Annotated in this window: 24 protein-coding genes and 1 riboswitch; of the genes, 15 read left to right on the top strand and 9 right to left on the bottom strand. The window is 71.9% G+C overall.

What is annotated here, in order from left to right; all coding sequences use genetic code 11:
• Window positions 1-215 precede the first annotated feature (215 nt).
• The 6 genes from ACTWPW_RS01105 (at window position 216) to bldD (ending at window position 6,514) form a co-directional block, all read left to right on the top strand.
• A complete protein-coding gene (locus ACTWPW_RS01105; protein WP_375109221.1) occupies window positions 216-1,460 on the top strand; it encodes an arginine deiminase in 1,245 nt (414 codons plus the stop codon).
• A gap of 18 nt (window positions 1,461-1,478) precedes the next feature.
• Window positions 1,479-2,483 (top strand): ornithine carbamoyltransferase, encoded by a 1,005-nt coding sequence (argF, locus tag ACTWPW_RS01110; RefSeq protein WP_375109522.1) that lies wholly within the window; start codon window positions 1,479-1,481, stop codon window positions 2,481-2,483.
• Window positions 2,484-3,419 carry a carbamate kinase gene (gene arcC, locus ACTWPW_RS01115; protein ID WP_375109220.1) on the top strand — a complete coding sequence of 312 codons (936 nt, stop codon included), beginning with the start codon at window positions 2,484-2,486 and terminating at the stop codon, window positions 3,417-3,419.
• Between the two features lie 10 nt (window positions 3,420-3,429).
• Window positions 3,430-4,851, top strand: a complete 1,422-nt coding sequence (locus ACTWPW_RS01120) for an amino acid permease (protein WP_443167700.1) — start codon at window positions 3,430-3,432, stop codon at window positions 4,849-4,851.
• Window positions 4,852-5,718 carry a universal stress protein gene (locus ACTWPW_RS01125; protein WP_375109218.1) on the top strand — a complete coding sequence of 289 codons (867 nt, stop codon included), beginning with the start codon at window positions 4,852-4,854 and terminating at the stop codon, window positions 5,716-5,718. It begins immediately after the preceding gene.
• A 301-nt stretch (window positions 5,719-6,019) separates the two neighbouring features.
• A complete protein-coding gene (gene bldD, locus ACTWPW_RS01130) occupies window positions 6,020-6,514 on the top strand; it encodes a transcriptional regulator BldD (protein WP_026214021.1) in 495 nt (164 codons plus the stop codon).
• Window positions 6,515-7,077: 563 nt separating this feature from the next.
• On the opposite strand, the gene ACTWPW_RS01135 is transcribed toward bldD, so the two are convergent.
• From ACTWPW_RS01135 to ACTWPW_RS01145, 3 genes are all read right to left on the bottom strand, one after another.
• Window positions 7,078-8,028: an SAV_6107 family HEPN domain-containing protein gene (locus ACTWPW_RS01135; protein WP_443167701.1), complete on the bottom strand. Its 951-nt coding sequence runs from the start codon at window positions 8,026-8,028 to the stop codon at window positions 7,078-7,080.
• 272 nt (window positions 8,029-8,300) lie between these two features.
• On the bottom strand, window positions 8,301-8,492 hold the full coding sequence (locus ACTWPW_RS01140; protein WP_364136727.1) for a ferredoxin: 192 nt from the start codon (window positions 8,490-8,492) through the stop codon (window positions 8,301-8,303).
• Between the two features lie 6 nt (window positions 8,493-8,498).
• Window positions 8,499-9,689: a cytochrome P450 gene (locus tag ACTWPW_RS01145; RefSeq protein WP_375109217.1), complete on the bottom strand. Its 1,191-nt coding sequence runs from the start codon at window positions 9,687-9,689 to the stop codon at window positions 8,499-8,501.
• Window positions 9,690-9,785: 96 nt separating this feature from the next.
• Here ACTWPW_RS01145 and ACTWPW_RS01150 point away from each other — a divergent pair, with 96 nt between their 5' ends.
• Window positions 9,786-10,391, top strand: coding sequence for a TetR/AcrR family transcriptional regulator (locus ACTWPW_RS01150; protein WP_375109216.1), 606 nt, complete (start codon window positions 9,786-9,788; stop codon window positions 10,389-10,391).
• A gap of 110 nt (window positions 10,392-10,501) precedes the next feature.
• Entirely contained in the window at window positions 10,502-11,035 is a 534-nt protein-coding gene (locus ACTWPW_RS01155; protein ID WP_375109215.1) for a hypothetical protein, read from the top strand.
• A gap of 11 nt (window positions 11,036-11,046) precedes the next feature.
• Here ACTWPW_RS01155 and ACTWPW_RS01160 read toward each other — a convergent pair whose 3' ends face one another.
• On the bottom strand, window positions 11,047-12,741 hold the full coding sequence (locus ACTWPW_RS01160) for a hypothetical protein (RefSeq protein WP_443167702.1): 1,695 nt from the start codon (window positions 12,739-12,741) through the stop codon (window positions 11,047-11,049).
• 88 nt (window positions 12,742-12,829) lie between these two features.
• Complete coding sequence (locus tag ACTWPW_RS01165; protein WP_443167703.1) at window positions 12,830-13,660, bottom strand: L,D-transpeptidase family protein; 831 nt, start codon at window positions 13,658-13,660, stop codon at window positions 12,830-12,832.
• Window positions 13,661-13,758: 98 nt separating this feature from the next.
• On the opposite strand from ACTWPW_RS01165, the gene ACTWPW_RS01170 reads away from it, so the two are divergent.
• The gene (locus ACTWPW_RS01170) at window positions 13,759-14,235 is read left to right on the top strand and encodes a YbaK/EbsC family protein (RefSeq protein ID WP_443167704.1); all 477 of its coding nucleotides are present in this window, start codon (window positions 13,759-13,761) and stop codon (window positions 14,233-14,235) included.
• Window positions 14,236-14,245: 10 nt separating this feature from the next.
• The gene (locus ACTWPW_RS01175; RefSeq protein ID WP_375109211.1) at window positions 14,246-14,818 is read left to right on the top strand and encodes a GNAT family N-acetyltransferase; all 573 of its coding nucleotides are present in this window, start codon (window positions 14,246-14,248) and stop codon (window positions 14,816-14,818) included.
• A 152-nt stretch (window positions 14,819-14,970) separates the two neighbouring features.
• On the opposite strand, the gene metF is transcribed toward ACTWPW_RS01175, so the two are convergent.
• Window positions 14,971-15,891: a methylenetetrahydrofolate reductase [NAD(P)H] gene (gene metF / locus ACTWPW_RS01180; RefSeq protein WP_375109210.1), complete on the bottom strand. Its 921-nt coding sequence runs from the start codon at window positions 15,889-15,891 to the stop codon at window positions 14,971-14,973.
• A 93-nt stretch (window positions 15,892-15,984) separates the two neighbouring features.
• Between metF and ACTWPW_RS01185 the strand changes: the two genes are divergently transcribed.
• On the top strand, window positions 15,985-17,052 hold the full coding sequence (locus tag ACTWPW_RS01185; RefSeq protein WP_375109208.1) for a polyprenyl synthetase family protein: 1,068 nt from the start codon (window positions 15,985-15,987) through the stop codon (window positions 17,050-17,052).
• A 495-nt stretch (window positions 17,053-17,547) separates the two neighbouring features.
• Here ACTWPW_RS01185 and thiE read toward each other — a convergent pair whose 3' ends face one another.
• The 3 genes from thiE to ACTWPW_RS01200 are packed head-to-tail and all read right to left on the bottom strand — an operon-like array spanning window position 17,548 to window position 19,732.
• The gene (gene thiE, locus ACTWPW_RS01190) at window positions 17,548-18,186 is read right to left on the bottom strand and encodes a thiamine phosphate synthase (protein WP_375109207.1); all 639 of its coding nucleotides are present in this window, start codon (window positions 18,184-18,186) and stop codon (window positions 17,548-17,550) included.
• Window positions 18,164-18,538, bottom strand: coding sequence for an Rv2175c family DNA-binding protein (locus tag ACTWPW_RS01195; RefSeq protein WP_364136707.1), 375 nt, complete (start codon window positions 18,536-18,538; stop codon window positions 18,164-18,166). The genes thiE and ACTWPW_RS01195 overlap by 23 nt, the downstream gene beginning before the upstream one ends.
• A gap of 30 nt (window positions 18,539-18,568) precedes the next feature.
• Window positions 18,569-19,732 carry an NAD(P)/FAD-dependent oxidoreductase gene (locus ACTWPW_RS01200; RefSeq protein WP_375109206.1) on the bottom strand — a complete coding sequence of 388 codons (1,164 nt, stop codon included), beginning with the start codon at window positions 19,730-19,732 and terminating at the stop codon, window positions 18,569-18,571.
• 58 nt (window positions 19,733-19,790) lie between these two features.
• Window positions 19,791-19,907: riboswitch (TPP riboswitch) on the top strand.
• Here ACTWPW_RS01200 and ACTWPW_RS01205 point away from each other — a divergent pair.
• The 4 genes from ACTWPW_RS01205 to pknB all read left to right on the top strand — a co-directional run bounded on the left by ACTWPW_RS01205 (window position 19,897) and on the right by pknB (window position 24,087).
• A complete protein-coding gene (locus ACTWPW_RS01205; protein WP_443167705.1) occupies window positions 19,897-21,081 on the top strand; it encodes an FAD-dependent oxidoreductase in 1,185 nt (394 codons plus the stop codon). Its footprint overlaps the riboswitch before it by 11 nt.
• Entirely contained in the window at window positions 21,078-21,278 is a 201-nt protein-coding gene (gene thiS, locus ACTWPW_RS01210) for a sulfur carrier protein ThiS (protein ID WP_443167706.1), read from the top strand. The genes ACTWPW_RS01205 and thiS overlap by 4 nt, the downstream gene beginning before the upstream one ends.
• A complete protein-coding gene (locus ACTWPW_RS01215; protein ID WP_375109203.1) occupies window positions 21,271-22,026 on the top strand; it encodes a thiazole synthase in 756 nt (251 codons plus the stop codon). The genes thiS and ACTWPW_RS01215 overlap by 8 nt, the downstream gene beginning before the upstream one ends.
• A gap of 153 nt (window positions 22,027-22,179) precedes the next feature.
• Window positions 22,180-24,087 carry a Stk1 family PASTA domain-containing Ser/Thr kinase gene (gene pknB / locus ACTWPW_RS01220; protein WP_443167707.1) on the top strand — a complete coding sequence of 636 codons (1,908 nt, stop codon included), beginning with the start codon at window positions 22,180-22,182 and terminating at the stop codon, window positions 24,085-24,087.
• The last annotated feature ends 1 nt before the right edge of the window (window position 24,088 follow it).

Below are 24,088 nucleotides of genomic sequence, written 5' to 3' on the forward strand. Positions count from 1 at the left end.
ACACACAGTACCAGGGGCTACCAGCTACAACGTGAGAGCCCCCGGTGAGGCCCGTACGCGGAGCAACGGTCCGGTAGCGGATTCAGCCGACGTCCTCGATCAGGTAATTTCCCGGGCCGCCGCCGTGTCAGCGCCCCGCGGCCGGGGCACGTCACCGGCGCGCGGGGGCGGTCGGGGCGCGTGACTTCCGCTCCCTGGAGGGGGATACAGCAGAGATGACTTTCCATGTCGATTCCGAGGTCGGGCGCCTGCGGCAGGTGCTGCTGCACAAGCCCGACCTGGCGCTGAAACGGCTGACCCCGACCAGCAAGGACGCGTTCCTGTTCGACGACGTGCTGTGGGTCCAGCGCGCGATCGAGGAGCACGAGGAGTTCCAGCAGGTGCTCACCGCCCGGGGCATCCGCGTCCACCTCCTGGCCGACCTGCTCAGGGAGACGATCGACATCCCCGAGGCCCGCAAGCACATCCTCGACGCGGTCATCGACGAGCGCTGGCTCGGCCCGGTCGCCCTCGACGACATCCGCAACACCCTCGACGGGATGGACTCCGCGACGCTGCAGGTCTACCTGACCGGCGGCATCACCAAGCGGGAGCTGATCGCGCTGGGCTGCGACCCCAAGGCGGTGACCTTCCACGCCACGGCCGACGACGACTTCATCCTGCCGCCGCTGCCCAACCACCTGTTCACGCGCGACACGTCGTGCTGGATCTACGACGGCGTGTCGATCAACGCGATGAAGAAGAAGGCCCGCATGCGGGAGACGGTCAACATGGAGGCCGTCTACATGTATCACCCGACCTTCGCCGGCGGCTTCAACCGGCCGGGGCAGGGCGGCTACCACTGCTGGATGCCCGGTCAGTCGGTGGCCCCGGCGACCATGGAGGGCGGCGACGTCCTGGTCATCGGCCGGGGCGCGGTGCTGGTCGGGATGAGCGAGCGCACCCAGCCGCAGGCGGTCGAGATGCTGGCGCAGCGGCTGTTCAGGGCCGGCTCCGCGCGGCGGATCGTGGCGCTCGACATGCCGAAGGCGCGGGCGTTCATGCATCTCGACACCGTGATGACGATGCTGGACGTCGGGGTGTTCACCAAGTACGCGGGCCTGGGCATGCTGCCGGCGTACACCATCGAGCCCGGCGCGACCTCCAAGGAGCTCGAGGTCACCGACCACCCGCCACAGGACATGCACAAGGCCATCGCGCACGCCCTCGACCTGCCGGACATCACGGTCCTGACACCCACCCAGGACGTGTACGCCGCCGAGCGGGAGCAGTGGGACGACGGCTGCAACGGGCTGGCGCTGGAGCCCGGCGTGGTCGTGGCCTACGAGCGCAACGCCACCACCAACAACCACCTGCGCGACAACGGCATCGAGGTGATCACGATCAGGGGCAGCGAGCTCGGCCGCGGGCGCGGCGGGCCGCGGTGCATGAGCTGCCCGCTCGAGCGTGACGCCGTCTAGGGGGACCGCTTTTCCATGATGGCCTTCAACCTGCGCAACCGCAGCTTCCTCAAGGAGCTCGACTTCACTCCGGGGGAGCTGGGCTTCCTGCTGCGGCTGTCGGCCGAGCTGAAAGCCGCCAAGTACGCCGGGACCGAGCGGCAGCGGCTCCGGGGCAGGAACATCGCGCTGATCTTCGAGAAGACCTCCACGCGCACCCGCTGCGCCTTCGAGGTGGCCGCCCACGACCAGGGCGCGCACACGACGTACCTCGACCCGCTCGGCTCGCAGATCGGGCACAAGGAGTCGGTCGGCGACACCGCGCGGGTGCTGGGCCGGATGTTCGACGGCATCGAGTACCGCGGCAGCGAACAGGCCCACGTCGAGGAGCTGGCCGCGCTGTCGGGGGTGCCGGTGTGGAACGGCCTGACCGACGAATGGCACCCCACGCAGATGCTGGCCGACATGCTGACCATGCGCGAGCACAGCGACCGGCCGCTGCGCGAGGTGTCCTACGCCTATCTCGGCGACGCGCGCAACAACATGGGCCACTCGCTGCTGGTGACGGGGGCCATGTTCGGCATGGACGTACGGCTCGTCGCGCCCAGGGCGCTGTGGCCGGACCCCGCCCGGGTGGTCGGGCCCGCCGAGGAGCTGGCCGCGGCCACCGGCGCCCGGATCACCGTCACCGACGACTTGAACAGGGGCGTGCGCGGGGTCGACTTCCTCTACACCGACGTGTGGGTGTCGATGGGCGAGCCCGCCGAGGTGTGGGACGAGCGGATCAAGCTGCTGCTGCCGTACCAGGTGAACGACGCCGTGGTGAGGGCCACCGGCAACCCGGCGGTGCGGTTCATGCACTGCCTGCCCGCCTTCCACGACCGGGAGACGGCGGTCGGGCGCGACATCTACGACAAGACCGGGCTCGACGCGCTGGAGGTGACCGAGAGCGTCTTCGAGTCGCCGCGCTCGATCGTCTTCGACCAGGCCGAGAACCGGCTGCACACGATCAAGGCCATCATGGTCGCGACCTTGGGGGACTGAATGCGGGTCATCGTGGCACTGGGCGGCAACGCGGTGCTCAGGCGCGGGCAGCGGCCGGACGCGGACGTCCAGCTGGCCAACGTGCGCACGGCCGTCAAGACGCTCGCCCGGCTCGCCGGCGAGCACGAGCTGGTCATCACCCACGGCAACGGCCCCCAGGTCGGCATGCTGGCCATGGAGAGCGCGGCCGACCCCAACCTGACCAGGCCGTACCCGTTCGACGCGCTCGGCGCGCAGACGCAGGGCCTGATCGGCTACTGGATGCAGCAGGCCCTGCAGAACGCGCTGCCCGGCAGGCAGGTGCTGACCATGGTGACGCAGACGCTGGTGTCGGCGGTCGACCCGGCCTTCGAGCACCCGGCCAAGTTCGTCGGCCAGGTCTACGAGCAGGAGGAGGCCGAGAAGCTGGCCGCCGAGCGCGGCTGGACGGTCGGGCAGGACGGCCGCCACTGGCGGCGTGTCGTCCCCTCCCCCGCGCCGCAGCGCGTGGTCGAGACCCGGCTGATCCGCCGGATGATGGGCGAGGGAGTGATCGTGGTGTGCGCGGGCGGCGGCGGCATCCCCGTCGTACGCGACGAGCGCGGCCGCCTCACCGGCGTGGAGGCCGTGATCGACAAGGACCTCACCACCTCGATGCTGGCCGAGGCCCTGGAGTGCGACGCGTTCCTGAGCCTGACCGACGTGCCGCGCGTCATGCGGGACTTCGGCACGCCGCAGCAGAGCGAGATCGGTCACACCACGCCGCACGAGCTGCGGGCCCTCGACTTCCCGGCGGGCTCGATGGGGCCGAAGGTGGAGGCGGCCTGCCGGTTCGTGGAGACGACCGGCGACATGGCGGCCATCGGGAAGCTGGACGAGGCCGAGCGCATACTCGGCGGCTCAGCGGGAACGATCGTCACGCCCAACGGCAGGTGGCCGCTGACGAGCACGCTTTAGGGGGTGCCGGATGACCATGGCCACTCGGCTCCTGCGTACCAAGCCGACCGAGCGCATCGTGGCGGAGGGCGGGCACGGCGAGGGCGGCGAGCTGCGGCGCACGATGTCGCTGTGGCAGCTCACGCTGTTCAGCGTCGGCGCCACGCTGGGCACGGGGATCTTCGTCATCCTCGGGCAGGCGGTGCCCAAGGCGGGGCCGGCCGTGGTGCTGGCGTTCGTGCTGGCGGCGATCACGGCGCTGTTCTCGGCGCTGTCGTACGCCGAGCTGGCCGGGACGATCCCGGTGTCCGGGTCGTCCTACTCCTACGCGTACGCGACGCTGGGCGAGCTCGTGGCCTGGATCTGCGGCTGGTGCCTCATGCTGGAGTACGCCGTGTCGGTGGCGGCGGTGGCCGTGGGCTGGGGCGAATACCTCAACTCGTTCCTGCGCTCCCTGTTCGGCTTCACGCTGCCCGAGGCGATCACCCGCTCCCCCGGCCAGGACGGCGGCGTCGTCAACGTCACCGCGATCGTCATCGTGGCGCTGGCCACGTGGCTGCTGCTGTACGGCGCCTCCGAGAGCGCCACCGCGAACGCGTTCTTCGTGCTCATCAAGATTGCGGTGCTGCTGTTCTTCTGCGTGGTGACGTTCACCGCCTTCCAGTCGGGCAACCTCGCGCCCTTCGCCCCCATGGGGGTGGCCGGCATCACGGCCGCGGCCTCGCAGGTCTTCTTCTCCTACATCGGCTTCGACGCCGCCTCCACGGCCGGTGAGGAGGCCAAGAACCCCAAGCGCGACCTGCCGCTGGCGATCATGCTGTCCCTGGCCATCGTGACGGCCGTCTACGTGCTGGTGGCCCTGGCCGCGGTCGGGGCCATGCCGTGGACCGAGTTCGACCCGGGCCGCACCGAGGCCAGCCTGTCGTACATCGCCGACCTGGCCGTGGGCGCCACCTGGCCCGGCCTGATCGTCTCGTTCGGCGCGGTCATCGCGATCGCCAGCGTCGTGCTCACCGTCATCTACGGGCAGACCCGCATCCTGTTCGCGATGTCCCGCGACGGGCTCATCCCCCGCGTCTTCCAGAAGGTCAACCCCCGCCGCCAGGTGCCCGTGGCCAACACCCTCATCGTGGCCGCGTTCATCTCCGTGCTGGCCGGGCTGGTGCCGCTCGGGCAGCTCGCCGAGGCGACCAGCATCGGCACGCTGTTCGCCTTCGCCATCGTCAACGTCGGCGTGCTCGTCCTGCGCTACCGCAGCCCCGAGCTGCCGCGCAGCTTCCGCACGCCGCTGTTCCCGGCCACGCCGGTGCTCGGCGCGATCATGTGCGTGGTGGTCATGGCGGGGCTGGCCGGGGTGACCTGGCTGGCGTTCGGGCTGTGGATGCTCGTGGGCCTGATCTGCTACTTCCTGTACGGCTATGGCCATTCGCGGCTGAATGCCGAGGTGGGGTGAATGAAGCTCGACAACGTACTGGCCGGATACGTCCAGGGGAGCCGGGGCAGGGACGGGCTGGCGCTGGCCCTGCTGCTCAGGGACCAGGCGCACGCCCGCCTGACGGTGGCGACCGTCCAGCCGCCCGCCGCGTCCACGCCCGGGCCCGCCCGGGCCGAGGAGAGCGCGTGGCGCGCCTACCTGCGCGAGCAGTCCGAGGCGACGCTCGCGCAGGCCCGCGAGCTGGCCGGCGACGACGCCGAATACCTGACGCACACGCACCGGGGCAGCGGGCGCGGGCTGGTGGAGCTGGCGCGCAAGCGGGCCGCCGACGTCGTGGTGATCGGCTCGGCCCCGGGCGGCGGCAAGGGCCGCATTTCGGTGGGCAGCACGGCCGACCAGCTCCTGCACTCCTCCTCCGTCCCCGTCCTGCTCGCGCCGCGCGGCTACGCCGACGAACCGCCCGCGACGCTCGACCGCCTCACCGTCGCCTACCGCCGCGGGCCCGGCTGCGACGCCGCGGTCAAGGACGCGGCCCGGACGGCCGCGGCGCTCGACGTACCGCTGCGGCTCGTCACGCTGGTGATCAGCACGGGCCGGCGCGCGCGGATCGAGGAGGAGATGCTCGTACGCCTGCGCGACCAGGCCGCGGCCGACCTGCGTGCCGCGGCACGGGGTCAGCGCCGGCGCGCGCCCGTGGAGGTCGAGGTGCTGGAGGGCCGCAACGTGGCCCAGGCGCTCGGAACGACCTCGTGGCTGCCCGGCGAGATGATCATATGCGCTTCCAGCGACACCGGGCCACTCCGGCGGGTCTTCCTCGGGGACACCTCGATCAAGATCGTAAGGGCCTCGACCAGCCCTGTCATGATTCTCACCCGCCAGCCCTGACTCGCCGCGGTCCCTCGTCAAACTATGACGAAGTAGGGTTACCACTGGGACATGGGGGGCGTTTGTGGCGATCCCTACCGGACCGGATTCGGCATCTTTTTTCCAATCAGCTTGACCTTAGGCGTCCACCCCTTTACCGTCACTGTGCGTAACCACACCGCGCGGCGTTCTGGGGTAAACCCAGGGCCATGGCTACCGATGGTGCCGAGCCTGGCACCAGACCCCCCGGTGGCCCGGGCATACGCCGCAAGGGAGCACAATCTACTGAGAGCGATACATACGAGAGCCGGGGGGCCACACGATGCCGTCTGAGTACGCAAAGTCGCTGGGTGCACGACTCCGCGCCATCCGCACCCAGCAGGGGCTGTCCCTGCATGGAGTCGAAGAGAAGTCGCGTGGCAGGTGGAAAGCCGTAGTCGTGGGCTCTTATGAGCGCGGCGACCGAGCGGTGACCGTGCAGAAGCTTGCCGAGCTTGCCGACTTCTACGGGGTGCCCGTATCCGAGCTGCTGCCGGGCGGCGCCGCCCCCAGCCCGCTCGGGCCGACACCCAAGCTTGTGATCGACCTGGAGCGCCTGGCCACACTGCCGAAGGAGAAGGCGGGCGCCCTCGCCCGTTACGCCGCGACGATCCAGAGCCAGCGCGGCGACTACAACGGCAAGGTGCTGTCGATCCGCCAGGAGGACCTGCGCTCCCTGGCCGTGATCTACGACAAGTCGCCGAGCGAGCTGACCGAGGAGCTCATCAGCTGGGGCGTCCTCGACGCCGAGGCCCGCCGGGCCGTGGAGTCCTTCTGAGGCCTGTCCCCAGGCCGCACCACCGGCCTCGGTCCGCCCCTCCGGCGGGCCTGAGGTCGTCAGTTTGAGGTCGCCCGCTCGAACCGAGGGCCCGCCGCACACCGGCGGGCCCCTTGGCATTGAGGCCCCTTCCCGGCCGGGCCGCACGTGAGCAGGCGGGGCTCAACCGGACACGCGTGAGCAAGGCGACCTGCCGCCAGGCAGCACCCGACCGAGCAACCCTCGACCGTGGACGTGACCTGCGGCCGACCGGTCAAGCAGGGCCCGGCCACGCGGCGTGCGAGCACGCGGCCACGCACCGGACGACACCCGAGGCGGCGCGAACAGGCGGCATGCGGCCCAAGGCTCCGGAGCAAACGGCACGCGATCGAACGCGCGCGACCAGGCGCCTGCTGCCCAGCTGTCGTCCGCGACCAAGCGGTGCTCGACCTCGCAGCGCGCGAGCAGGCCGGTCCCGGCACGGCCGGCCCGTGAACTCAGGCGCGCCGCTGTGGGCCCGCGACCGAAGCGGCCTCCCATCCAGCGGCCTGCGAGCCAAGTGGGCGCGGGGCGGGGAGCCGTGGTCAGCCGGCCAGCGGCACGTCCACCGGGAGTTGGGGTTGGGACGGGACACCCAGGAGGGCCTCGACCGTCGAGACGAACGTCTCCGCCTCGGCCAGGATCTCGTCGGCGTCGGCCGCCGAGATCCGGCGCACCATGCCGGCCTCCGCGGCGGCGCGCTTGTCGGCGGTCTGAGCGAAGTAGGCGGCCCACTCCTCCAGGTGCGGCTCCGCCTCCGGCAGCAGCTCCCAGGCGCTGCGCAGCCGGCGTCGGCGCCCCTCCGTGGGACGGGGATGGGCGGCCAGGATCGCCGCCGCCGCTCGGAGAGCTGCCAGGTGAGCGGCCACATATCGGGATGCCGGGGTGCGAGCGCCGGTCGCCTCCGCCAGGCAGGAACGTGAGTCGGTCAGGTGTGCCCGAACCGCAGGCGACAGCCGGGGCCCGGGCGTGTCTCTAGGCCGTGGTGCCATCTTGCGCGCCTCCTTGGAGTCGTGGGCGGCGGCCGGCGTCTCCACCGGTGAAGCCAACAATCGCAGACGCCACCGACATTTCCGCCGGGCAGGCCGGACGAGGAGCTTCCCCTCTCCCCGTCCGGCCAGGACACGCCCACTCGTCTCCGCCGACGACGAGGACGCACCCTTCGCCCGTGGGCCTGGCCGCGGGGTATCGCTTGGGGAAGCGAACGGCCCGCGACCAGGTCCTGGTGACGTTGAGCCGCGAGCCTCACCGTCACTAGGTCGAACATAATTTCGATCACGCTCGGTGTCAACTGGTTCCACGAACATAGGTTCGATGACCATGGACGGAAAGGACCGACACGCGGCAAGGGACGCCCTGTTCGCAGGAGCGAGAGCCCACTCCTCCCGTTTGCAGGGGTGCAAGGTCCTGTGTGTCGCACCGCCTTGCGAATCGCAGGGGTCGGGGTCGGGGCATTGCGGGATGCAGGGACCGGGATCGGAAGCCTGGGGCCTCATAGGAGCCCGCCGAGTATCGCAGGAGCCCGCCAGGTGTCACAGAAGCCAGGTGGGTGTCACAGGGGCCCGCCGGTGACAGGGCCGGGTGGGTTCGCCGGAGAGACGTGTCGTGGGCCGCAGGGGGCGAGCGTCTCGCGGGTTCGCGGGATCGCGCGACGAACCGGCCGCCGCCCCACTTCGCCGGAGGCGGCGGATGAAAGGGCCGCCGCCGCGCGATCGGCGCGGCGGCGGCCGGGTGTCGTGTCAGGGGGGTGTCAAGGCAAAGGAGGGCGTCACGAGACCGAGATGGCCCCGGACGGGCAGAGGGTCACGGCGCGGCGGACGGCGTCCTCCAACTCCTGCGGCGGCACGTCCTGCAGGAGCACGACCGTGCCCTCGTCCTCGCTCTGGTCGAACACCTTCGGCACTGTCAGCGCGCACATGCCCGCGCCGATGCACACCGTTGTATCTGCCTTGATTTCCATGGCGACCTACCAAGTGACAGGGAGGCGGTGCACTCCATAGATGCTCATGTCCGAGCGCATCGGCACCTCCTCGGGCGTTACCGCCAAGCGTAGGCCAGGCAGGCGCCGCAGCAGCGCAGGGTAGGCGATGCGCATTTCGGCGCGGGCGAGCTGCTGGCCGAGGCACTGGTGGATGCCGTGGCCGAAGGTGAGGTGCCCGGTGACGGGTCGGGCGACGTCGAGCCGCTCGCCGTCGGCGAAGCGGGACTCGTCGCGGTTGGCGGCGGGCAGGTGGATGGTGACCGTCTCGCCGGCCTTGATCGTGGTGCCCTCGATCTCGACGTCCTCGACCGCCGTACGCAGCGGGCCGAGGTGGATGATCGTGAGGTAGCGCAGCAGCTCCTCGACGCCGTTGTCCACCACCGAGGGGTCGTCGCGCATGGCGGCGAGCTGGTCGGGGTTCGTGAGCAGCGCGTACGTCCCCAGCCCCAGCATGTTGGCCGTCGTCTCGTGCCCCGCGATCAGCAGCAGCATCGCGACCCCGGTGAGGTCCTGGTCGTCCAGTTCCCCGCTCTCGACGAGCCCGCTGAGCAGGTCGTCGGCCGGCTCCTCGCGCTTGCGCTCGATCAGCCCCGCCAGGTACGCCCAGATCCGCCCCATCGCGTCCAGCGCGTCGTCGGCCTTGGTCTCGAGGTTGACCAGGATCCTGGAGTCCTCCTGGAAGCGCGCACGATCCTCGTACGGCACCCCGAGCAGCTCGCAGATCACCAGCGAGGGGATCGGCAGCGCGAACGCCTCGACGAGGTCCACAGGGCCGCCCGCGGCCTCCATGGCGTCCAGGCAGGCGTTGGCGATCTCCTCGATCCTGGGTTCGAGCATCTTCATCCGGCGCACCGTGAACTGCCCGGTCAGCAGTTTGCGGAAGCGCGTGTGCTCGGGCGCGTCCATGCGCAGGAAGAACCCGGGCGGAACCTTGAACCGCCCCTTCTCGACCAGCTCCATCCTGGACGGGAGCGGCGGGTGCATCGTCTCCGGCCGGTTGCTGAAGTGCGGGCTCGCCAGCACCGCGCGGGCGGCCGCGTAGCCGGTCACGAGCCAGCCCAGGTGGCCGTCCGCGTACGTCATGCGGTGCATCGCGCCCTGTTGTCGCAGTCGCGTCACCTCCTCCGGCGGGTCGAACGGGCGCTGGCGGGCGGTGGGCAGGGTCAGTTCGGACATGTTCCGGCTCCTTTCCGAGCTCCTCCCCCAGAAAACCTCAATGGATGCAAAACTTCAATGGGTGAAAATCCTAAGCGCGTGCAGTATAGTTCCGGCATGGTGGGACTACGGGAGCGCAAGAAGCAGCGCACGCGCCAGGCGCTGATCGAGGCGGCGCTCCGGCTGTTCGAGGAGAAGGGCTTCGAGGAGACCACGCTCGCGGAGATCGCGGCGCGCGCCGAGGTGTCGACGCGCACGTTCTTCAGCTACTTCGTCAGCAAGGAGGACGTGGTCTTCTACGACTCCCAGTCCCGGCTGGACCTGGCCGTGGCGGCCCTGGCGGCGCGGAAGCCCGACGAGTCGGTGACCGACCTGCTGCTCAGGATCATCGACGTGAGCTTCGACCACGTGCTCGTGGCCCAGGACCTCACGTTCGAGGACGCGGCGCTGCGGGCGCGGCTCGTGCTGACCGAGCCGGCGCTGCAGGCGCGGGCGCTGCACCTGCTGTTCGACAGCCAGCTCAAGCTGGCCAGGGCGCTGCACGAGGCGTTCCCCGAGCGGCTGACGCTGGTGGAGTCGGCGGCGGCGGTGGGGGCGCTGATCGGGGCGGTCAAGGTGGCGGTCATCGCCAATCTGGAGCAGGACCACTCCCTGGAGGAGATCATCGGCACCGCGCGCCGCGCGGCCGACGTGGCGCTCGCCGGCCTGCGTTCCCTCGGGTAGGGCTCCCGCGCCCCCTCGGGTGGGTCGAGGGCGGGACGCGCGGCCGGCTCGCCCCGGATGGCGCATTTTTGAGAAGCTGTCCCCGGAACGCGGAGCGGAGAGGAGCGCGGATGTCGGGGAGCGGTCGCGGACGGCCGGTCGATGTCGTCCTGCTGGCCCTGGGGCCGGTCCTGGTCGCCGCGTACGCGGGCACCGGTCACCTGGCCGTCCGTACGGCGGTGCGCGCGCAGATCGCGGGCCCCGAGTGGGAGGGCGGCTCGATCGACTCCTCCGGGATGACCTCGCTCGGCATCGACACCTGGCGGGTGACCTGGTGGACCGCGCTGGTCGTGGGCCTGGTGGCGGTGGCCTACACGGCCATCGGGACGCTGCTGCGGCGGGCGGGCCGGGGCCGCGCGCTCCTCCTGGTCGTCTCGGGCGTCCTCATCGTCCCGTACGCCCTGGGGGTCTTCGTCGCGATGAACAACCCCGTCAAGCTCCTAGCCCAGTTGTACGACTCCCCCGACTTCGCCGCCGGCCTGCCCCCGTGGCAGCCGTACATCTTCCTCCTCCTGCTCGCCGCCGGGCTGATCCAGGCCGTCGGGCTGCCGATGGCCTCCGCGAAGGGCAGGCGCGCCACCGTCGGCGAGCCGGCCCCCTCCTGAAGCGGCGGCGGTCACCGGCAGAGCGGGTTCGACCAGGTCGTCCAGCCCTGCCTGACGCCGCCCGCGCCGGTGGCGGCCCAGCCCAGCGGCGGCGGCCCGGCGTCCGGCGGGACGACGGCCGTGCACACGCCCCGGGGAGGCACCCCGTCGAAGCGTTCGATCTCGGTCCACCACACCCGGTACGACAGCGGCACCCACACGTTCCAGTTCACCCCGGCCGCCACCGCCACCCGGCCGGGCGGCGGCGCGGGCAGCCAGTCCGGGCCCGGCGCGGGCGGGGCCGCGGGCGCCAGATGCGCGATGAACGCGACGTGGATCAGTGCCAGCACCCCCGTGACCAGCGGCCGGGCCCGGCGGGCGGTGAGCAGGGCCCGGCGGGCGGTGAGCAGGGCCGCGCCCGCCAGGCAGGCCAGCAGGACGAGCGCGGCCAGGGAGGCGGCGACCAGGTCGAGCGAGTCGCGCGTCCCCGTGAGGAAGATCACCTCGGGGAAGTCGAACGCGATGAACGCGTGGCGCCGCAGCCGGTCCCCCGCGTACCAGGCGGCCACGCCGCCGGACACGGCCAGCAGCCCCGCCGCGGCGGGCGCGCTCCGCGCCACCGCGAGCCGCCCGCCGCGCAGCAGCACGAGCATGCCGGCCAGCGTCCAGGCCACGGCGACGCAGGCCAGGTAGCGGCCGTAGGCGTGGTTGCCGACGCGGTGCTCGTCCGGCAGGGCGGCCGAGGAGGCGTACGCGATGCCGAGGGTCACCAGCAGCAGCGCGCCCGCCAGGACGCGGTGCGGGAGGGGCGCGGCCCGCCGGGCCAGCAGGGCCGCCGCCCCCGCCAGCCCGACGCCCGCCAGGCCCCACGTGCCGGCGACGAGGTACCAGAGCTGCCCGGCCGCTCCCGACAGCGCCCACGCCTGCCCTTCCAGGCTCGTGAGCCGGGCCAGCAGCAGTCCCGACAGGTCACGGGGCCCGCCGGGGTACAGCGCGGCCTCCAGCGCCCCGTTGAGCGCCTGGCCCGCCACCGCGCCGGCGACCGCCGAGGCCGACACCGCGATCGCCGCCCCGCGCGGCAGCCGCCGCAGCACCACGGCCACGACCACCAGGCACACCGCCAGGATCACCGTCCCCCGCAGGTGCACCGCCATCGCGTACGCCGCCAGCCCGCCCGCCGCGATCCCCGCCCCGGCCGAGCCGTACGCGACCAGGTCGTGCACCGCCACCAGCCAGGCCAGCACGAGCACCGGCAGGATCGCGTCGGCCAGCGCGTACCCGGAGAAGACCAGCAGCCCGGGCGACAACCCGGCCGCGAAGGCCAGGACCAGCGCCGCCCGCCGGCCCAGGCGGAGCCGCCGCAGCAGCAGGTACGCCACCGGGTACGCGCCCGCCGCCACCACCGCCCCGATCCCGGTCACCAGCCGGTACGCCGTCTCCGGGTCGGAGGTCAGCCAGAAGACCGGGACGAGCGGCAGCGCGTAGCCGGCCTGGTAGAACGTCGAGCCGGACAGGTCGGCCCCGGCACCGCCGGCCAGCCACCGGGCGGCGAGGAGGTAGCCGGTCTCGTCCGGGTTGGCCACGGGCCCGGCGTGATAGCGGTGCAACCACAGCCGCAGCGCCACCTGCGCGACCCATCCGGCGGCCAGCGGCCACCACACCCAGGACCGGCCACCGCTCCGGCGCACGGCCGGAGCGGGCGTCCCCACCATGAACGCGGTTGTCATGAGCTCCCCCCAAAGTCAGGAGGAAGCCCACCAGAACGGCGATAATCCGCCCGTCACCGAATCCGGTTATGCGGACGTTACGCCGGGCTCAGGGGCGCTTGAACTTGCCCCGCACGTGCACCGGCACGCCCTTGCCGAGCATCCCGGGCAGCACCTCGGCCACGTTCATCGGCATGCGCACGCACCCGTGGGAGGCCGGGTGGAGCGGCACGGACAGCGCCCCGTGGAACGCGATGCCGCCGTTGAAGAAGATCGGGTTGTAGAGCTCGCCCAGGTACGACTTGTGCCAGCCGCTCGTGCGCCACGTCGTCCGGTAGTTGCCGGTCGGGGTGCTGGCCGAGCCGCAGAACTGCTGCTCCTTGCCCTGCCAGGTGGTGGTCTCGCAGTAGGGGACGCCGCTGCCGGAGGAGATGTGGGTGATCAGCTCGACCTCGCCGTCCACGTACATCACCATGACCTGCTTGGTCAGGTTGACCTCGGCGCGGGTCGGCTTGCCGTTCCTGACCAGGACCTTGGGCGCCTTCGGCGTCTCCAGGGCCTCCCAGGTCCGCTTCGCGACGGTGCTGCTCGGCCTGATGCCGTTGACCTTCTGGAACGCCCACACGGCCGCCAGCGTCGTGCCGCCGTACCGGCCGTCGACCTTGCCGGGCCGGTAGCCGAGCTCGATCAGCCGCTTCTGCAGCCAGGTGACGGACTTGCCCTTGGCGCCCAGTTTGAGGGTCTTGCGAGGGGCGGTGACCGCTGGCTCGGTGGTGGAGGGTGTGGCGGACGGGCCGCTCCGGCCGGCCGCCGAGGAGGTGGCGGCCGTGGCGCCGGGCGAGGCGTCGGTACGCCGCTCCGCCTGCGTGCCGCAACCCGAGACGACGACCGCGCAGGCCGTCAGGAGAGCAGCCACCCCGGGCAGCCGTCGAGCCACCACGCGTACCACCTCTCACCGACTTAAAGAACAGATCAGAGGACCCTACACCACTCACCATGAATAGGTAATCAAGCCGTCAACCTGTTTAGAGTGTCTTCATGTCTGAGAAGTTGCCGGCGAATGCCGTCGTCGTTGAATCCGCGCTGCGCGAACTCGGGGCGAGCGGCGAGATCGTGGTCCTGCCGGAGAAGGCTCCGACGGCGGCCACCGCGGCGGCCCAGCTCGGGTGCGAGGTCGGCGCCATCGCCAACAGCCTGATCTTCGACGCGGACGGGGCCCCGCTGCTCGTACTGACCAGCGGCGCGCACCGCGTGGACGTGGAGCTCGTCGCACGTACGGCGGGCGTCCGGCGGGTACGCCGGGCGACGCCGGAGTTCGTCAGGGAGGCCACCGGCCAGCCCATCGGCGGCGTGGCCCCGGTCGGGCACCCCGCGCCCGTGCGCACCCTGGTGGACACCTGGCTGAGCAAGCACGAGGTGGTGTGGGCGGCGGGCGGGCATCCGCTGACGGTGTTCCCGACGACGTTCGACGAGCTCGTGCGGATCACCGGGGGCACCCCGGTGGACGTCGAGTAGTGTGCGACGGGTGATCGAGTTTCGCGGGGCCGGTCCGGCCGAGTTCACCGAGCGGCTGGAGACGGTGATCGAGATTTACACGGCGGCGATGGACCCACCCGTGGACCAGATCACCGGCCGCAAGACCATCATGCGAAATCATGGGACATATCCCCATTTTCAGTGTTATTTCGCGGAATTGCGTGATTCATCCCCCGAGTTGCCCGCCCCCGAACCCAGAGTCGTCGGTTTCGCGTACGGTTTCCGGGGCGCGCCCGGGCAATGGTGGCACGACGTCGTCCTCAGGGGCCTGGAGGATCAGCTCGGCCAGGAGGCCGCCAACGCCTGGCTCGGGTTCGCGTTCGAGCTGGCCGAGATCCACGTGCACCCCGACTACCAGGGCAAGGGCATCGGCCGCGCGATGATCAGGACGCTGTGCGCCGGCCGCCGCGAGCGGTCGGCCGTCCTGTCCACCCACGACCGGCCCACCGCCGCCCGCCACCTCTACGCCAGCATGGGCTTCACGGACCTGCTGACGAGGTTCGTCTTCCCGGGCGGCCACGAGGAATACGCCATCGCGGGCCGCCCCCTGCCGCTGACCTGAGTGTCACGCCTGATGAACCTGTGACCTGAGGGTTTGCCGTGGCATGACGCCGGGCAGACCTTAATCACGGAAAGTAACCGACCCTTTACCGATCCGGCCGCCGTCCGACACCCGCCCGGTCCCCCTGCGGGCGGGTGGCCGGACTGGCCGGCTCAGGCGGTCAGCGGGATGCGGTCGAGCCGCTGGAACACCTCGCGGGACGCGCTCGACCGGTTGAACGTGATGAAGTGGATGCCCGGCGCGCCCTCGTCGAGCAGCCGCTGGCACAGCTCGGCCCCGTGCTCGATGCCCAGCCGCCGCACCGCCGCCGGATCGTCCTTGACCGCCTCGAACCTGGCCGCCACGTCCGGCGGGAACGGCGCCCCCGACAGCTGCTCGGAGCGCGCGATCGTGCTCATCTGGGTGACCGGCATGATGCACGGGATGATCGGCGTCTCGCAGTCCCTGGCCGCCACCCGGTCACGCAGCCGCAGGTAGTCCTCCGCCTGGAAGAACATCTGGGTGATCGCGTAGTCGGCGCCCGCCTCGCACTTGCGGACGAAGTATTCGGTGTCGGACTCGATGGACGGCGAGCGGGGGTGCTTGTAGGGGAAGGCGGCCACGCCCACGCAGAAGTCGCCCGACTGCCTGATCAGGCGCACCAGCTCCTCGGCGTAGAGCACGCCCTCCGGGTGCTGCACCCACTCGGCCGTCGGGTCGCCCGGAGGGTCGCCGCGGACGGCCAGGATGTTGCGCACGCCGGCGTCGGCGAAGCGCCCCACGAGGTGGCGCAGCTCGCGGACGGAGTGGTTGACCGCGGTGAAATGCGCCACAGGCGTGAGCGTGGTGTCGTGGGCGATCCGCTCCACGATGTCGACCGTGCGGTCACGCGTGGAGCCGCCCGCGCCGTACGTCACCGAGACGAACGTCGGCCGCAGCGACTCCAGCTCCCTGATCGCCCGCCAGAGCTGCCGCTCGCCCTCGTCGGTCTTCGGGGGGAAGAACTCGAACGAGAACGACCGGCCACCAGCGGCGAGCATGTCGCGGACGGTGGGAACACGATCGGGCCGGATGGAGGGTCGACCAAGCGCCATGGCCCCAAGGCTACCGCTACATCTTCCGAGCCACCGGGCCAGACGGGACACCTGGCAATCCGATCGCGTACATCCGGCCACTAGTCTCATGACATGACCACTGACGCCGCCGGCATGGACACCTTGCGCACGCAGGTGGAGCGTGCCCTCGGAGAGTTCGTCGAACGGCAGCTGCCCCCCGGCGGCGACCCCGAGTTCGCCCCGCTGCGCACGGCGGCCGACGAGCTGCTGTCCGGCGGCAAGCGGCTGCGTCCGGCGTTCTGTTACTGGGGCTGGCGCGGCGCGGGCGGCACGGACGAGCCCGGCGTCTTCCGCGCCGCCGCCTCTCTTGAGCTGCTCCAGGCCAGCGCGCTGGTGCACGACGACGTGATGGACAAGAGCGACCTGCGCAGGGGCATGCCGTCCGCGCACCGCCGCTTCCAGGCGATGCACGAGAAGTCCGGCTGGTACGGCTCGGCGCAGCAGTTCGGCGAGGGCGCCGCGATCCTGCTGGGCAACCTGCTGCTGATCTGGTCGGGGGAGATGTGGCGGGCCAGCGGCCTGCCGCGCGAGTCGCTGGAGGCCGCCCAGCCGGTCCACGACCACATGCGCACCGAGCTGATGTGCGGGCAATACCTCGACCTGCTGGAGCAGGCGCACGGGGAGAACACGTTCGACTCGGCGCTGCGGGTGGCGCTGTACAAGAGCGGCAAATACTCGGTGGAGCAGCCGCTCAGGCTCGGCCTGGTGCTCGCCGCCCGGGAGCTCGCGCCGTGGATGGACGACCTGTGCACCGGCTACGGCAGGCGGGTCGGGATCGCGTTCCAGCTCCGCGACGACATCCTGGGGGTGTTCGGCGACCCGGCCCAGACGGGCAAGCCCGCGGGGGACGACCTGCGGGAGGGCAAGCGCACGATGCTGGTGGCCCGCACGCTCGCGGCCGCCTCCCCGGCGCAGGCCGCCACGGTGCGGCGGCTGCTGGGGGATCCGGCGCTGGACGAGCGCGGGGTGGCGTCGCTGCGGCGGATCATCGACGACACGGGTGCGCTGCAGGAATGCGAGGACCTGATCGGCGACTACCTGGGGGAGGCGCTGGCGGCGCTCGACGCGGCCCCGGTCACCCCGGACTCCCGTGCCGCCCTGACCGACCTCGCCATCGCCGCCACCTCCCGCAAAACCTGACCACCCCGCTCCGCTGGCCACCGGGCCTGGACCCAACGCGCCGTTACGGGCCGACGGCCTCGCACCCCGAACACACCGCACGTACGCAGCGCACGGAGACGGCGCACAGACCCCGGGCACAGGCGACGACCGGACAGGCCACGCTCGAAGGAGGCGCGGCACCGCAGCGCGAAGGACGGGCGCGGGAAAGCGGCACGAATACCGGCAGGGGGCCCCGAGCCCGCCACCACATCTCCCGGACGTGACGCCCGGAAGGCGGCGCCCGAAGAACGGGCACGGAAGCAACGGGCACGGAAGCTAGGCGCGGCGGCGGGCGCGGAAGCCGGGCGCGGCGGCGGCGCGTGAAAGCGGCACGGGCAAGCGGCGATCGGGCAGGCCAGGACCGCGGAGCCGGGGCCGCCAGGACCGCGGAGCCGGGCCCGCGGAGCCGGAGCCGCCGGGACCGCGGAGCCGGGTCCGTTGGAGGCGCCCGCTGTCAGGGCGGGCGCCTCGGGGTCAGCGGGCCGACAGCCGCTTGGCGAACTCCGCCGCCGCGGCCCCGGGGTCGTCGGCGTCGGTGATCGCCCGGACCACCACCGCCCGGCGCACGCCGTACGACATCACCTCGTCGAGGTTGGCGAGGTCGATGCCGCCGATCCCGAACCACGGCCGCGACGTCCCCAGCGACGCCACATGCCTGAGCAGCGGCGGGCCGGGGGCCGGGCGGCCCGGCTTGGTGGGCGTGGGCCAGACGGGGCCGCAGCAGAAGTAGTCGACGCCCTCCTCCACGGCCGCGGCGGAAGCCTCGGCGGCGGAGTGGGTGGACCGTCCGATGACGATGTCGTCGCCGAGTATCTCTCGCGCGACCGTCACGGGAAGGTCGTCCTGCCCCAGGTGGAGCACGTCGGGCCGGGCGGCGTAGGCGATGTCCGCCCGGTCGTTGACGGCCAGCAGCTTGCCGTGCCGGTCGCAGGCGTCGCGGAAGATCTCGAGGAGCGCGAGTTCTTCGCGAGCCTCCAGGCCCTTCTCCCGCAGCTGGATGATGTCCACGCCCCCGGCCAGCACCGAATCGAGGAACTCTGCCAGGTCGCCGCGGTCGCGGCGGCCGTCTGTGCAGAGATAGAGGCGGGCCTCAGAAAGCGAGGGCTTGGGCACGCCGCTTGACCTCGGTATGACGGCCGGCCTTGATCGCCTCTATGGGCGATCCGGGCAGCGACTCGTCTGGGGTGAAGAGCCAGCGCAGCGACTCGACATCGTCGTAGCCGGCGTCCTGCAACACGGTCAGCGTGCCGGGCAGGCCCTTCATCACGTCCTTCCCATCGAGGAACACCGCGGGCACCTGTGGCCCGCCGCTCCCGCGGCGCACGCCGAGGAGCTTGTGGTCCTTGAGGAGCTGCTTGGCCCGCCCGATCGAAAGGTCAAGGCGCGAGGCCACTTCGGGGAGCGTGAGCCACTCGTCGACGAGCTGCTCGGTCTCCCGGTCGATCTGTGCAACAGAAAGCGTCACGAAACCACAACTACCACATGCCGTCCTTGCTCAAACAACACAATCCCGTAGGGGGACTTGTGGATCTACCAGGCGTTCCGCGTCGAGGCGGTGGCCCGCCTCGATGATCCGCCGCCCCTGTACGAGATCGCGCGGCCGGTCCACGGCGAGCACCGCGGCGAGGGTGTCGCCGGCGGTGAGCCAGACGGCCGACCACTTGCCCTCGGGCTCTCCTCGATAGACCAGCCGTTCCCCCGCGGGGTGGTGGCCGGAGTATTGCACCATGTGCCCGAACTGCTCGGACCAGAAGTATGGCACCGGATCGTACACGGCTTCCTCCCCCAGCAGTGTCGCGGCGGCGACCTCGGGGGCGTTGAGCGCGGTGTCCCAGTGTTCCACCCTGAGCCTGACCTGCCAGCGGCGCGACCACCAGGCGGCGCAGTCGCCCACGGCAACCGTGTTCGGGAGCGAGGCGCGCAGGTGCTCGTCGGTGACGACGCCGTTGTGGAGGTCGATGTCGGCGCCGGCCAGCCATTCGACCGCCGGGCGCACGCCGATGCCGGTGACGACCGCGTGGGCCTCGACGAACTCGCCGCCCACCAGCCGCACGCCGCCCTCGTCCACGGAGTCGACCATGGTGCCGAGCCGCAGGTCGATGCCGTCGTACCAGCGCTCGGTGCGGGCCCCGATCTCGGTGCCGACGGCGGTCGCGAGCGGGGTCTCGGCGGACTCGATCACCGTCACCTCGCAGCCGGCGCGGCGGGCCGCCGTGGCCACCTCCGCGCCGATCCAGCCGGCGCCGACGATGGCAAGGCGGGCGCCGGGGACGAGCATGGCCCTGAGCTCGTGGGCGTCGTCGATGGTGCGCAGCACGTGCTGGGGGCCGTCGCCGGGCAGCCTGATCGGCTCGGCGCCGGTGGCGATGACCAGGCTGTCGTAGCCGATCTCGCCCTCGGTGGTCTCCACGACGCCCTCGCGCAGCGACTTGGCGCTGACGCCGGGCCAGAAGTCGACGCCCATGGACTCGAGGTCGGTCTCGACGTAGCTGGAGTCGGCGTCGCCGGCCAGGACGGCCTTGGACAGGGGCGGGCGGTCGTAGGGGCGGTGGCGCTCCTGGCCCACCAGGGTGATCCGGCCGTCGAACCCGCGCCCGCGCAGTGCCTCGACCGTACGCACTCCGGCCAGGCCCGCTCCCACCACCACGACATGCTTCACGTTGATGACCATAACGGGGGCGGTGCGTGGACGTCGCACCGAGGCCGTAGGCTGTGGACGTAAGACGCGCGGGAGTCCGGCCGTAACCGGGCTGAGAGGAAGGCTGCACCGGGCCTTCGACCGCAAGACACCTGATCCGGATCATGCCGGCGAAGGGAGCGCATGTGGACGTGATCGTGGGTGGCGGGGTCGTCGGGCTTTCCGTCGCCTGGCGGATGGCCCGTGAGGGGCGGCAGGTCACCGTGGTCGACCCGGCTCCGGGCACGGGTGCCTCGCACGCGGCGGCGGGGATGCTGGCCCCGGTCAGCGAGGTGACCTACACCGAGGCGCCGCTGCTGCGGCTGGGGATGGCCTCGCTGCGCCGCTGGCCCGCCTTCGCCGCCGAGCTCTCCGCGGACGCCGGCCTGGACGAAGCCGCCGGACCGGGCGCGGAGCAGGGGCCGAAGCGGCCCGGCGCGGGTCGGGGGCTGAACCGGCCCGGCGCGGGGCGAGGGCTGGATCTCCGGTCGGACGGGACGCTCGACGTGGCGTTCGGGGCCGACGACCTGGCGGCGCTGGACGAGCTGGCGGCGTTCATGGACAAGCTGGGCCTGCCGGTCGAGCGGCTGACCGGGCGGGAGTGCCGCCGGCTGGAGCCGATGCTGGCACCCTCCGTGCGCGGCGGGCTGCTGGCGGCCGGTGACGCCTGGGTCGACCCGCGCCGCGTGACGGCGGCGCTGCTGGCCGCCCTGGAACGGAGGGGCGTGCCGCTGGTCAGGGCCCGCGCGACTGGGCTGCTGCGCGAGGGCGGGCGCGAAGGTGGGGCGGTCACGGGCGTGCGCCTGGACGGCGACCCCGCCGAGCTGCGGGCCGAGCGGGTCGTCGTGGCGGCCGGGGCCTGGAGCGCCGAGCTGGCCGAGGTGCCGGTGCGGCCGGTCAAGGGGCAGATCATGCGGTTGCGCTCGCCGCAGCCGCTGCTCGGCCGGTGCGTACGCGGAACCGTGCACGGCTCGTACGTCTACCTGGTCCCCCGGGGCGACGGCGAGCTGGTGGTCGGGGCCACGCAGGAGGAGCTGGGATTCGACACCCGGGTGACCGCCGGCGGGCTCTACGAGCTGCTGCGGGACGCCAGGGAGCTGGTGCCGGGCGTCACCGAGCTGGAGGTCGCCGACGTGGTGGCGGGGCTGCGGCCGGGGACACCGGACAACCTGCCGGTCATCGGGCCGAGCGGGACACCGGGGCTGGCGTTCGCGACCGGGCACCACCGGGGCGGCGTGCTGCTGGCCCCGCTCACGACGGCCATCCTGCTGGGCGAGGAGAGCGAGCTGGCGGCCCTGTGCACGCCGGAGAGATTTCGGGAAATTTCATGATTGTTACCATCAACGGGGCCGCGCACGAGGTGGTCGACGGCATCACCGTGGCGCAGGCCGTACGCATATTGACCGCGGTCACCACCGGAGTGGCCGTGGCCGTGAACGACGAGGTGGTCACGCGCGGCGCCTGGGACTCGACGGCGCTGCGCGACCGTGACCGCGTGGAGGTTCTGACGGCGGTGCAAGGTGGATGATCTGATCATCGCCGGGGAGAAGTTCTCCTCCCGGCTCATCATGGGGACCGGCGGCGCGCCCTCGCTGGAGGTGCTCGACCAGGCGCTGGCGGCGTCGGGGACCGAGCTGACCACGGTGGCGATGCGGCGGCTCGACCCGGGCTCACGGGGCTCCGTGCTGGACGTGCTGCACAGGCGCGACATCAAGGTGCTGCCCAACACGGCCGGCTGCTTCACCGCGGGCGAGGCCGTGCTGACGGCCCGGATGGCCAGGGAGGCCCTGGGCACGAACTGGGTCAAGCTGGAGGTCATCGCCGACGAGCGGACGCTGCTGCCGGACCCGATCGAGACGTTCGACGCGGCCGAGCGGCTGGTGGCGGACGGGTTCGTGGTGCTGCCGTACATCGGGGACGACCCGGCGCTGGCCCGGCGGCTGGAGCAGGCCGGCTGCGCCGCCGTGATGCCCCTGGGGGCGCCGATCGGCTCGGGGCTGGGCATCCGCAACCCGCACAACATCGAGCTCATCGTGGAGGCCGCCGGCGTGCCGGTGATCCTCGACGCGGGCATCGGCACGGCGAGCGACGCCGCGCTGGCGATGGAGCTGGGCTGCGACGCCGTGCTGCTGGCCACGGCCGTCACCAGGGCGCAGCGGCCCGACCTCATGGCGGCGGCCATGAAGGGCGCCGTGGTCGCCGGGCGGCTGGCGCGGCAGGCGGGCCGCATCCCGCGCCGCCGCTACGCCGAGGCGTCCTCCCCGATGACGCCGTGACCCCGGAGGCGCCCGTGACCCCGGTGGCCGTCGTGACCTGGGAGGGGTCGTGTCCGCTTCGCCGGAAGCTGGGACGTTCCAACGGGAACGTCTCCGCATCGGTTTCGGGCGCCCGGGCCCTGCCAGTGGCAAAACGCCCGTAAACTCAGCGGGGTGGATACGACGACTGCGGACCCCCTGGTCGGGCGGCTCCTCGATGGGCGCTACCGCATCGAGAGCCGGATCGCCCGGGGCGGTATGGCGACCGTCTACCTCGCGCTGGACATCCGGCTCGACCGGACGGTGGCGCTGAAGGTCATGCACCGCTCGCTCGCCGAGGACCCGGCCTTCGTCAGGCGGTTCATCGGCGAGGCCAAGTCGGTGGCCAGCCTCTCCCATCCCAACGTGGTGCACGTCTTCGACCAGGGCACCGACAACGACGTCGTCTACCTGTCGATGGAATACGTCCCGGGCCGCACCCTGCGCGACATCCTGCGCGAGCGGGGCAGGCTGCCGGCCCGTGAGGCGCTCGAGATCATGATCCCGGTGCTCGCCGCCCTCGGCGCGGCCCACCAGGCCGGGTTGGTGCACCGCGACGTCAAGCCCGAAAACGTCCTGATGACCGACGACGGCCGGGTCAAGGTCGTCGACTTCGGCCTGGCCAGGGCGATCGAGGCGACCAACCAGACCCGTACCGGCGTGATGATCGGCACGATCGGCTACATGGCGCCGGAGCAGGTCACCACCGGCGCCGCCGACGTGCGCAGCGACGTCTACGCCGCGGGCATCATGCTGTTCGAGCTGGTGACCGGGCAGCAGCCGTACGACGGTGAGACGCCGATGTCGGTGGCCTACCGGCACGTCCACGACACCGTGCCGGCGCCGTCGTCGGTGGTGCCCGACGTGCCGCCGCTGATCGACACGCTGGTGGCGCACGCGACCGCCCGCGAGCCGCACGACCGGCCCGCCGACGCGACCGCGATGCTCGTGGCGGCGGTCGAGGCGCACCGGATGCTGCCGCGCACGACCACACCGCCGGGCACGGGGCCGGTCTACGCGCACTCGCAGCCACCGAGGGCCGGGAGCGCGTCGGCCGCCCGGTCGGTGCCGCTGGCCGCCCCCGCCCACACGCTGGTCCAGCCGCGGGCCGAGGTTCCGCAGCGGCGCGGGTTCCGGCCCAACTGGTTCCTGGTGGTGCTCGCCGCCGTGATGGTGGTGGCGGTCGGGCTGACGGGCTGGTATTTCGCGCAGCCCGAATACGTCACCGTGCCCAACCTGGTCGGCAAGAACCTGGCGGTGGCCCAGAAGAACCTCGCCGCGCTCGGCCTGAAGATGCGCGAGGCCGACGGCCAATATGACGAGAAGCTGGCCGAGGGCCTGATCCTGCGGTCCGACCCGGCGGCCGAATCCCAGCTGGAGAAGGGCTCCACGATCACGCTGGTGCCCTCGCTGGGCCCCGAGCGCATCGTGGTGCCCGACGTGTCGGCCATGACCGGCAACGAGGCCCGCGCCGCGATCGCCAAGGCGGGCCTGACGGTCGGCTCCGTCAAGCGCCTGGCCAACCAGGAGGTCGAGCGCGACAAGGTGATCCGCACCTCGCCGCAGGTGGGCGAGAAGGTCAAGAAGAACGCCTCGATCGACATCTACGTCAGCGCCGGGCTCGTCATGCCCGACGTCGGCGGCATGCCGAAGGACGAGGCCGCCGGCTACCTCGGGCAGCAGGGCTTCCAGGTGCAGGTCAACGAGGTCGATGACGACGCCGAGCCGTGCACGGTCATCGCCCAGTCCCCCAAGGCCAAGTCCGAGGTGGACAAGGGCGCGCCGGTCATGATCACGGTGGCGCGCTGCCAGACGGACTTCTGGCAGTGGTTCCGCGGCGACAACGAGGGCCGCGACGACCAGCAGTTCAGCCTGGTGCCCGGGGTGATCGGGAAGAACATCAACGACGCCAAGGCGGAGCTGGAGGCGCTGGGGTTCAAGGTCCGGGTGCAGCGGCTGGGCAACCGGGGCGTGGTGCAGTACCAGCGGCCGCTCCCGAACAGCGAGCGGCCGCCCGGCACCACGGTCTACCTCTGGCAGTGAG

Source organism: Nonomuraea sp. KM90 (assembly GCF_052246675.1).
Classification (GTDB): domain Bacteria; phylum Actinomycetota; class Actinomycetes; order Streptosporangiales; family Streptosporangiaceae; genus Nonomuraea.

What these genes read in the sequence shown, in the direction of transcription:
- ACTWPW_RS01140 (WP_364136727.1), bottom strand. Translation starts at nt 8,492, where the DNA reads ATGGAAATCAAGGCAGATACAACGGTGTGCATCGGCGCGGGCATGTGC.
- ACTWPW_RS01150 (WP_375109216.1), top strand. Translation starts at nt 9,786, where the DNA reads ATGGTGGGACTACGGGAGCGCAAGAAGCAGCGCACGCGCCAGGCGCTG.
- argF (WP_375109522.1), top strand. Translation starts at nt 1,479, where the DNA reads ATGGCCTTCAACCTGCGCAACCGCAGCTTCCTCAAGGAGCTCGACTTC.
- ACTWPW_RS01160 (WP_443167702.1), bottom strand. Translation starts at nt 12,741, where the DNA reads ATGACAACCGCGTTCATGGTGGGGACGCCCGCTCCGGCCGTGCGCCGG.
- ACTWPW_RS01120 (WP_443167700.1), top strand. Translation starts at nt 3,430, where the DNA reads ATGACCATGGCCACTCGGCTCCTGCGTACCAAGCCGACCGAGCGCATC.
- thiS (WP_443167706.1), top strand. Translation starts at nt 21,078, where the DNA reads ATGATTGTTACCATCAACGGGGCCGCGCACGAGGTGGTCGACGGCATC.
- arcC (WP_375109220.1), top strand. Translation starts at nt 2,484, where the DNA reads ATGCGGGTCATCGTGGCACTGGGCGGCAACGCGGTGCTCAGGCGCGGG.
- ACTWPW_RS01145 (WP_375109217.1), bottom strand. Translation starts at nt 9,689, where the DNA reads ATGTCCGAACTGACCCTGCCCACCGCCCGCCAGCGCCCGTTCGACCCG.
- ACTWPW_RS01135 (WP_443167701.1), bottom strand. Translation starts at nt 8,028, where the DNA reads ATGAGGCCCCAGGCTTCCGATCCCGGTCCCTGCATCCCGCAATGCCCC.
- ACTWPW_RS01105 (WP_375109221.1), top strand. Translation starts at nt 216, where the DNA reads ATGACTTTCCATGTCGATTCCGAGGTCGGGCGCCTGCGGCAGGTGCTG.
- bldD (WP_026214021.1), top strand. Translation starts at nt 6,020, where the DNA reads ATGCCGTCTGAGTACGCAAAGTCGCTGGGTGCACGACTCCGCGCCATC.
- ACTWPW_RS01125 (WP_375109218.1), top strand. Translation starts at nt 4,852, where the DNA reads ATGAAGCTCGACAACGTACTGGCCGGATACGTCCAGGGGAGCCGGGGC.
- ACTWPW_RS01155 (WP_375109215.1), top strand. Translation starts at nt 10,502, where the DNA reads ATGTCGGGGAGCGGTCGCGGACGGCCGGTCGATGTCGTCCTGCTGGCC.
- metF (WP_375109210.1), bottom strand. Translation starts at nt 15,891, where the DNA reads ATGGCGCTTGGTCGACCCTCCATCCGGCCCGATCGTGTTCCCACCGTC.
- ACTWPW_RS01185 (WP_375109208.1), top strand. Translation starts at nt 15,985, where the DNA reads ATGACCACTGACGCCGCCGGCATGGACACCTTGCGCACGCAGGTGGAG.
- ACTWPW_RS01170 (WP_443167704.1), top strand. Translation starts at nt 13,759, where the DNA reads ATGTCTGAGAAGTTGCCGGCGAATGCCGTCGTCGTTGAATCCGCGCTG.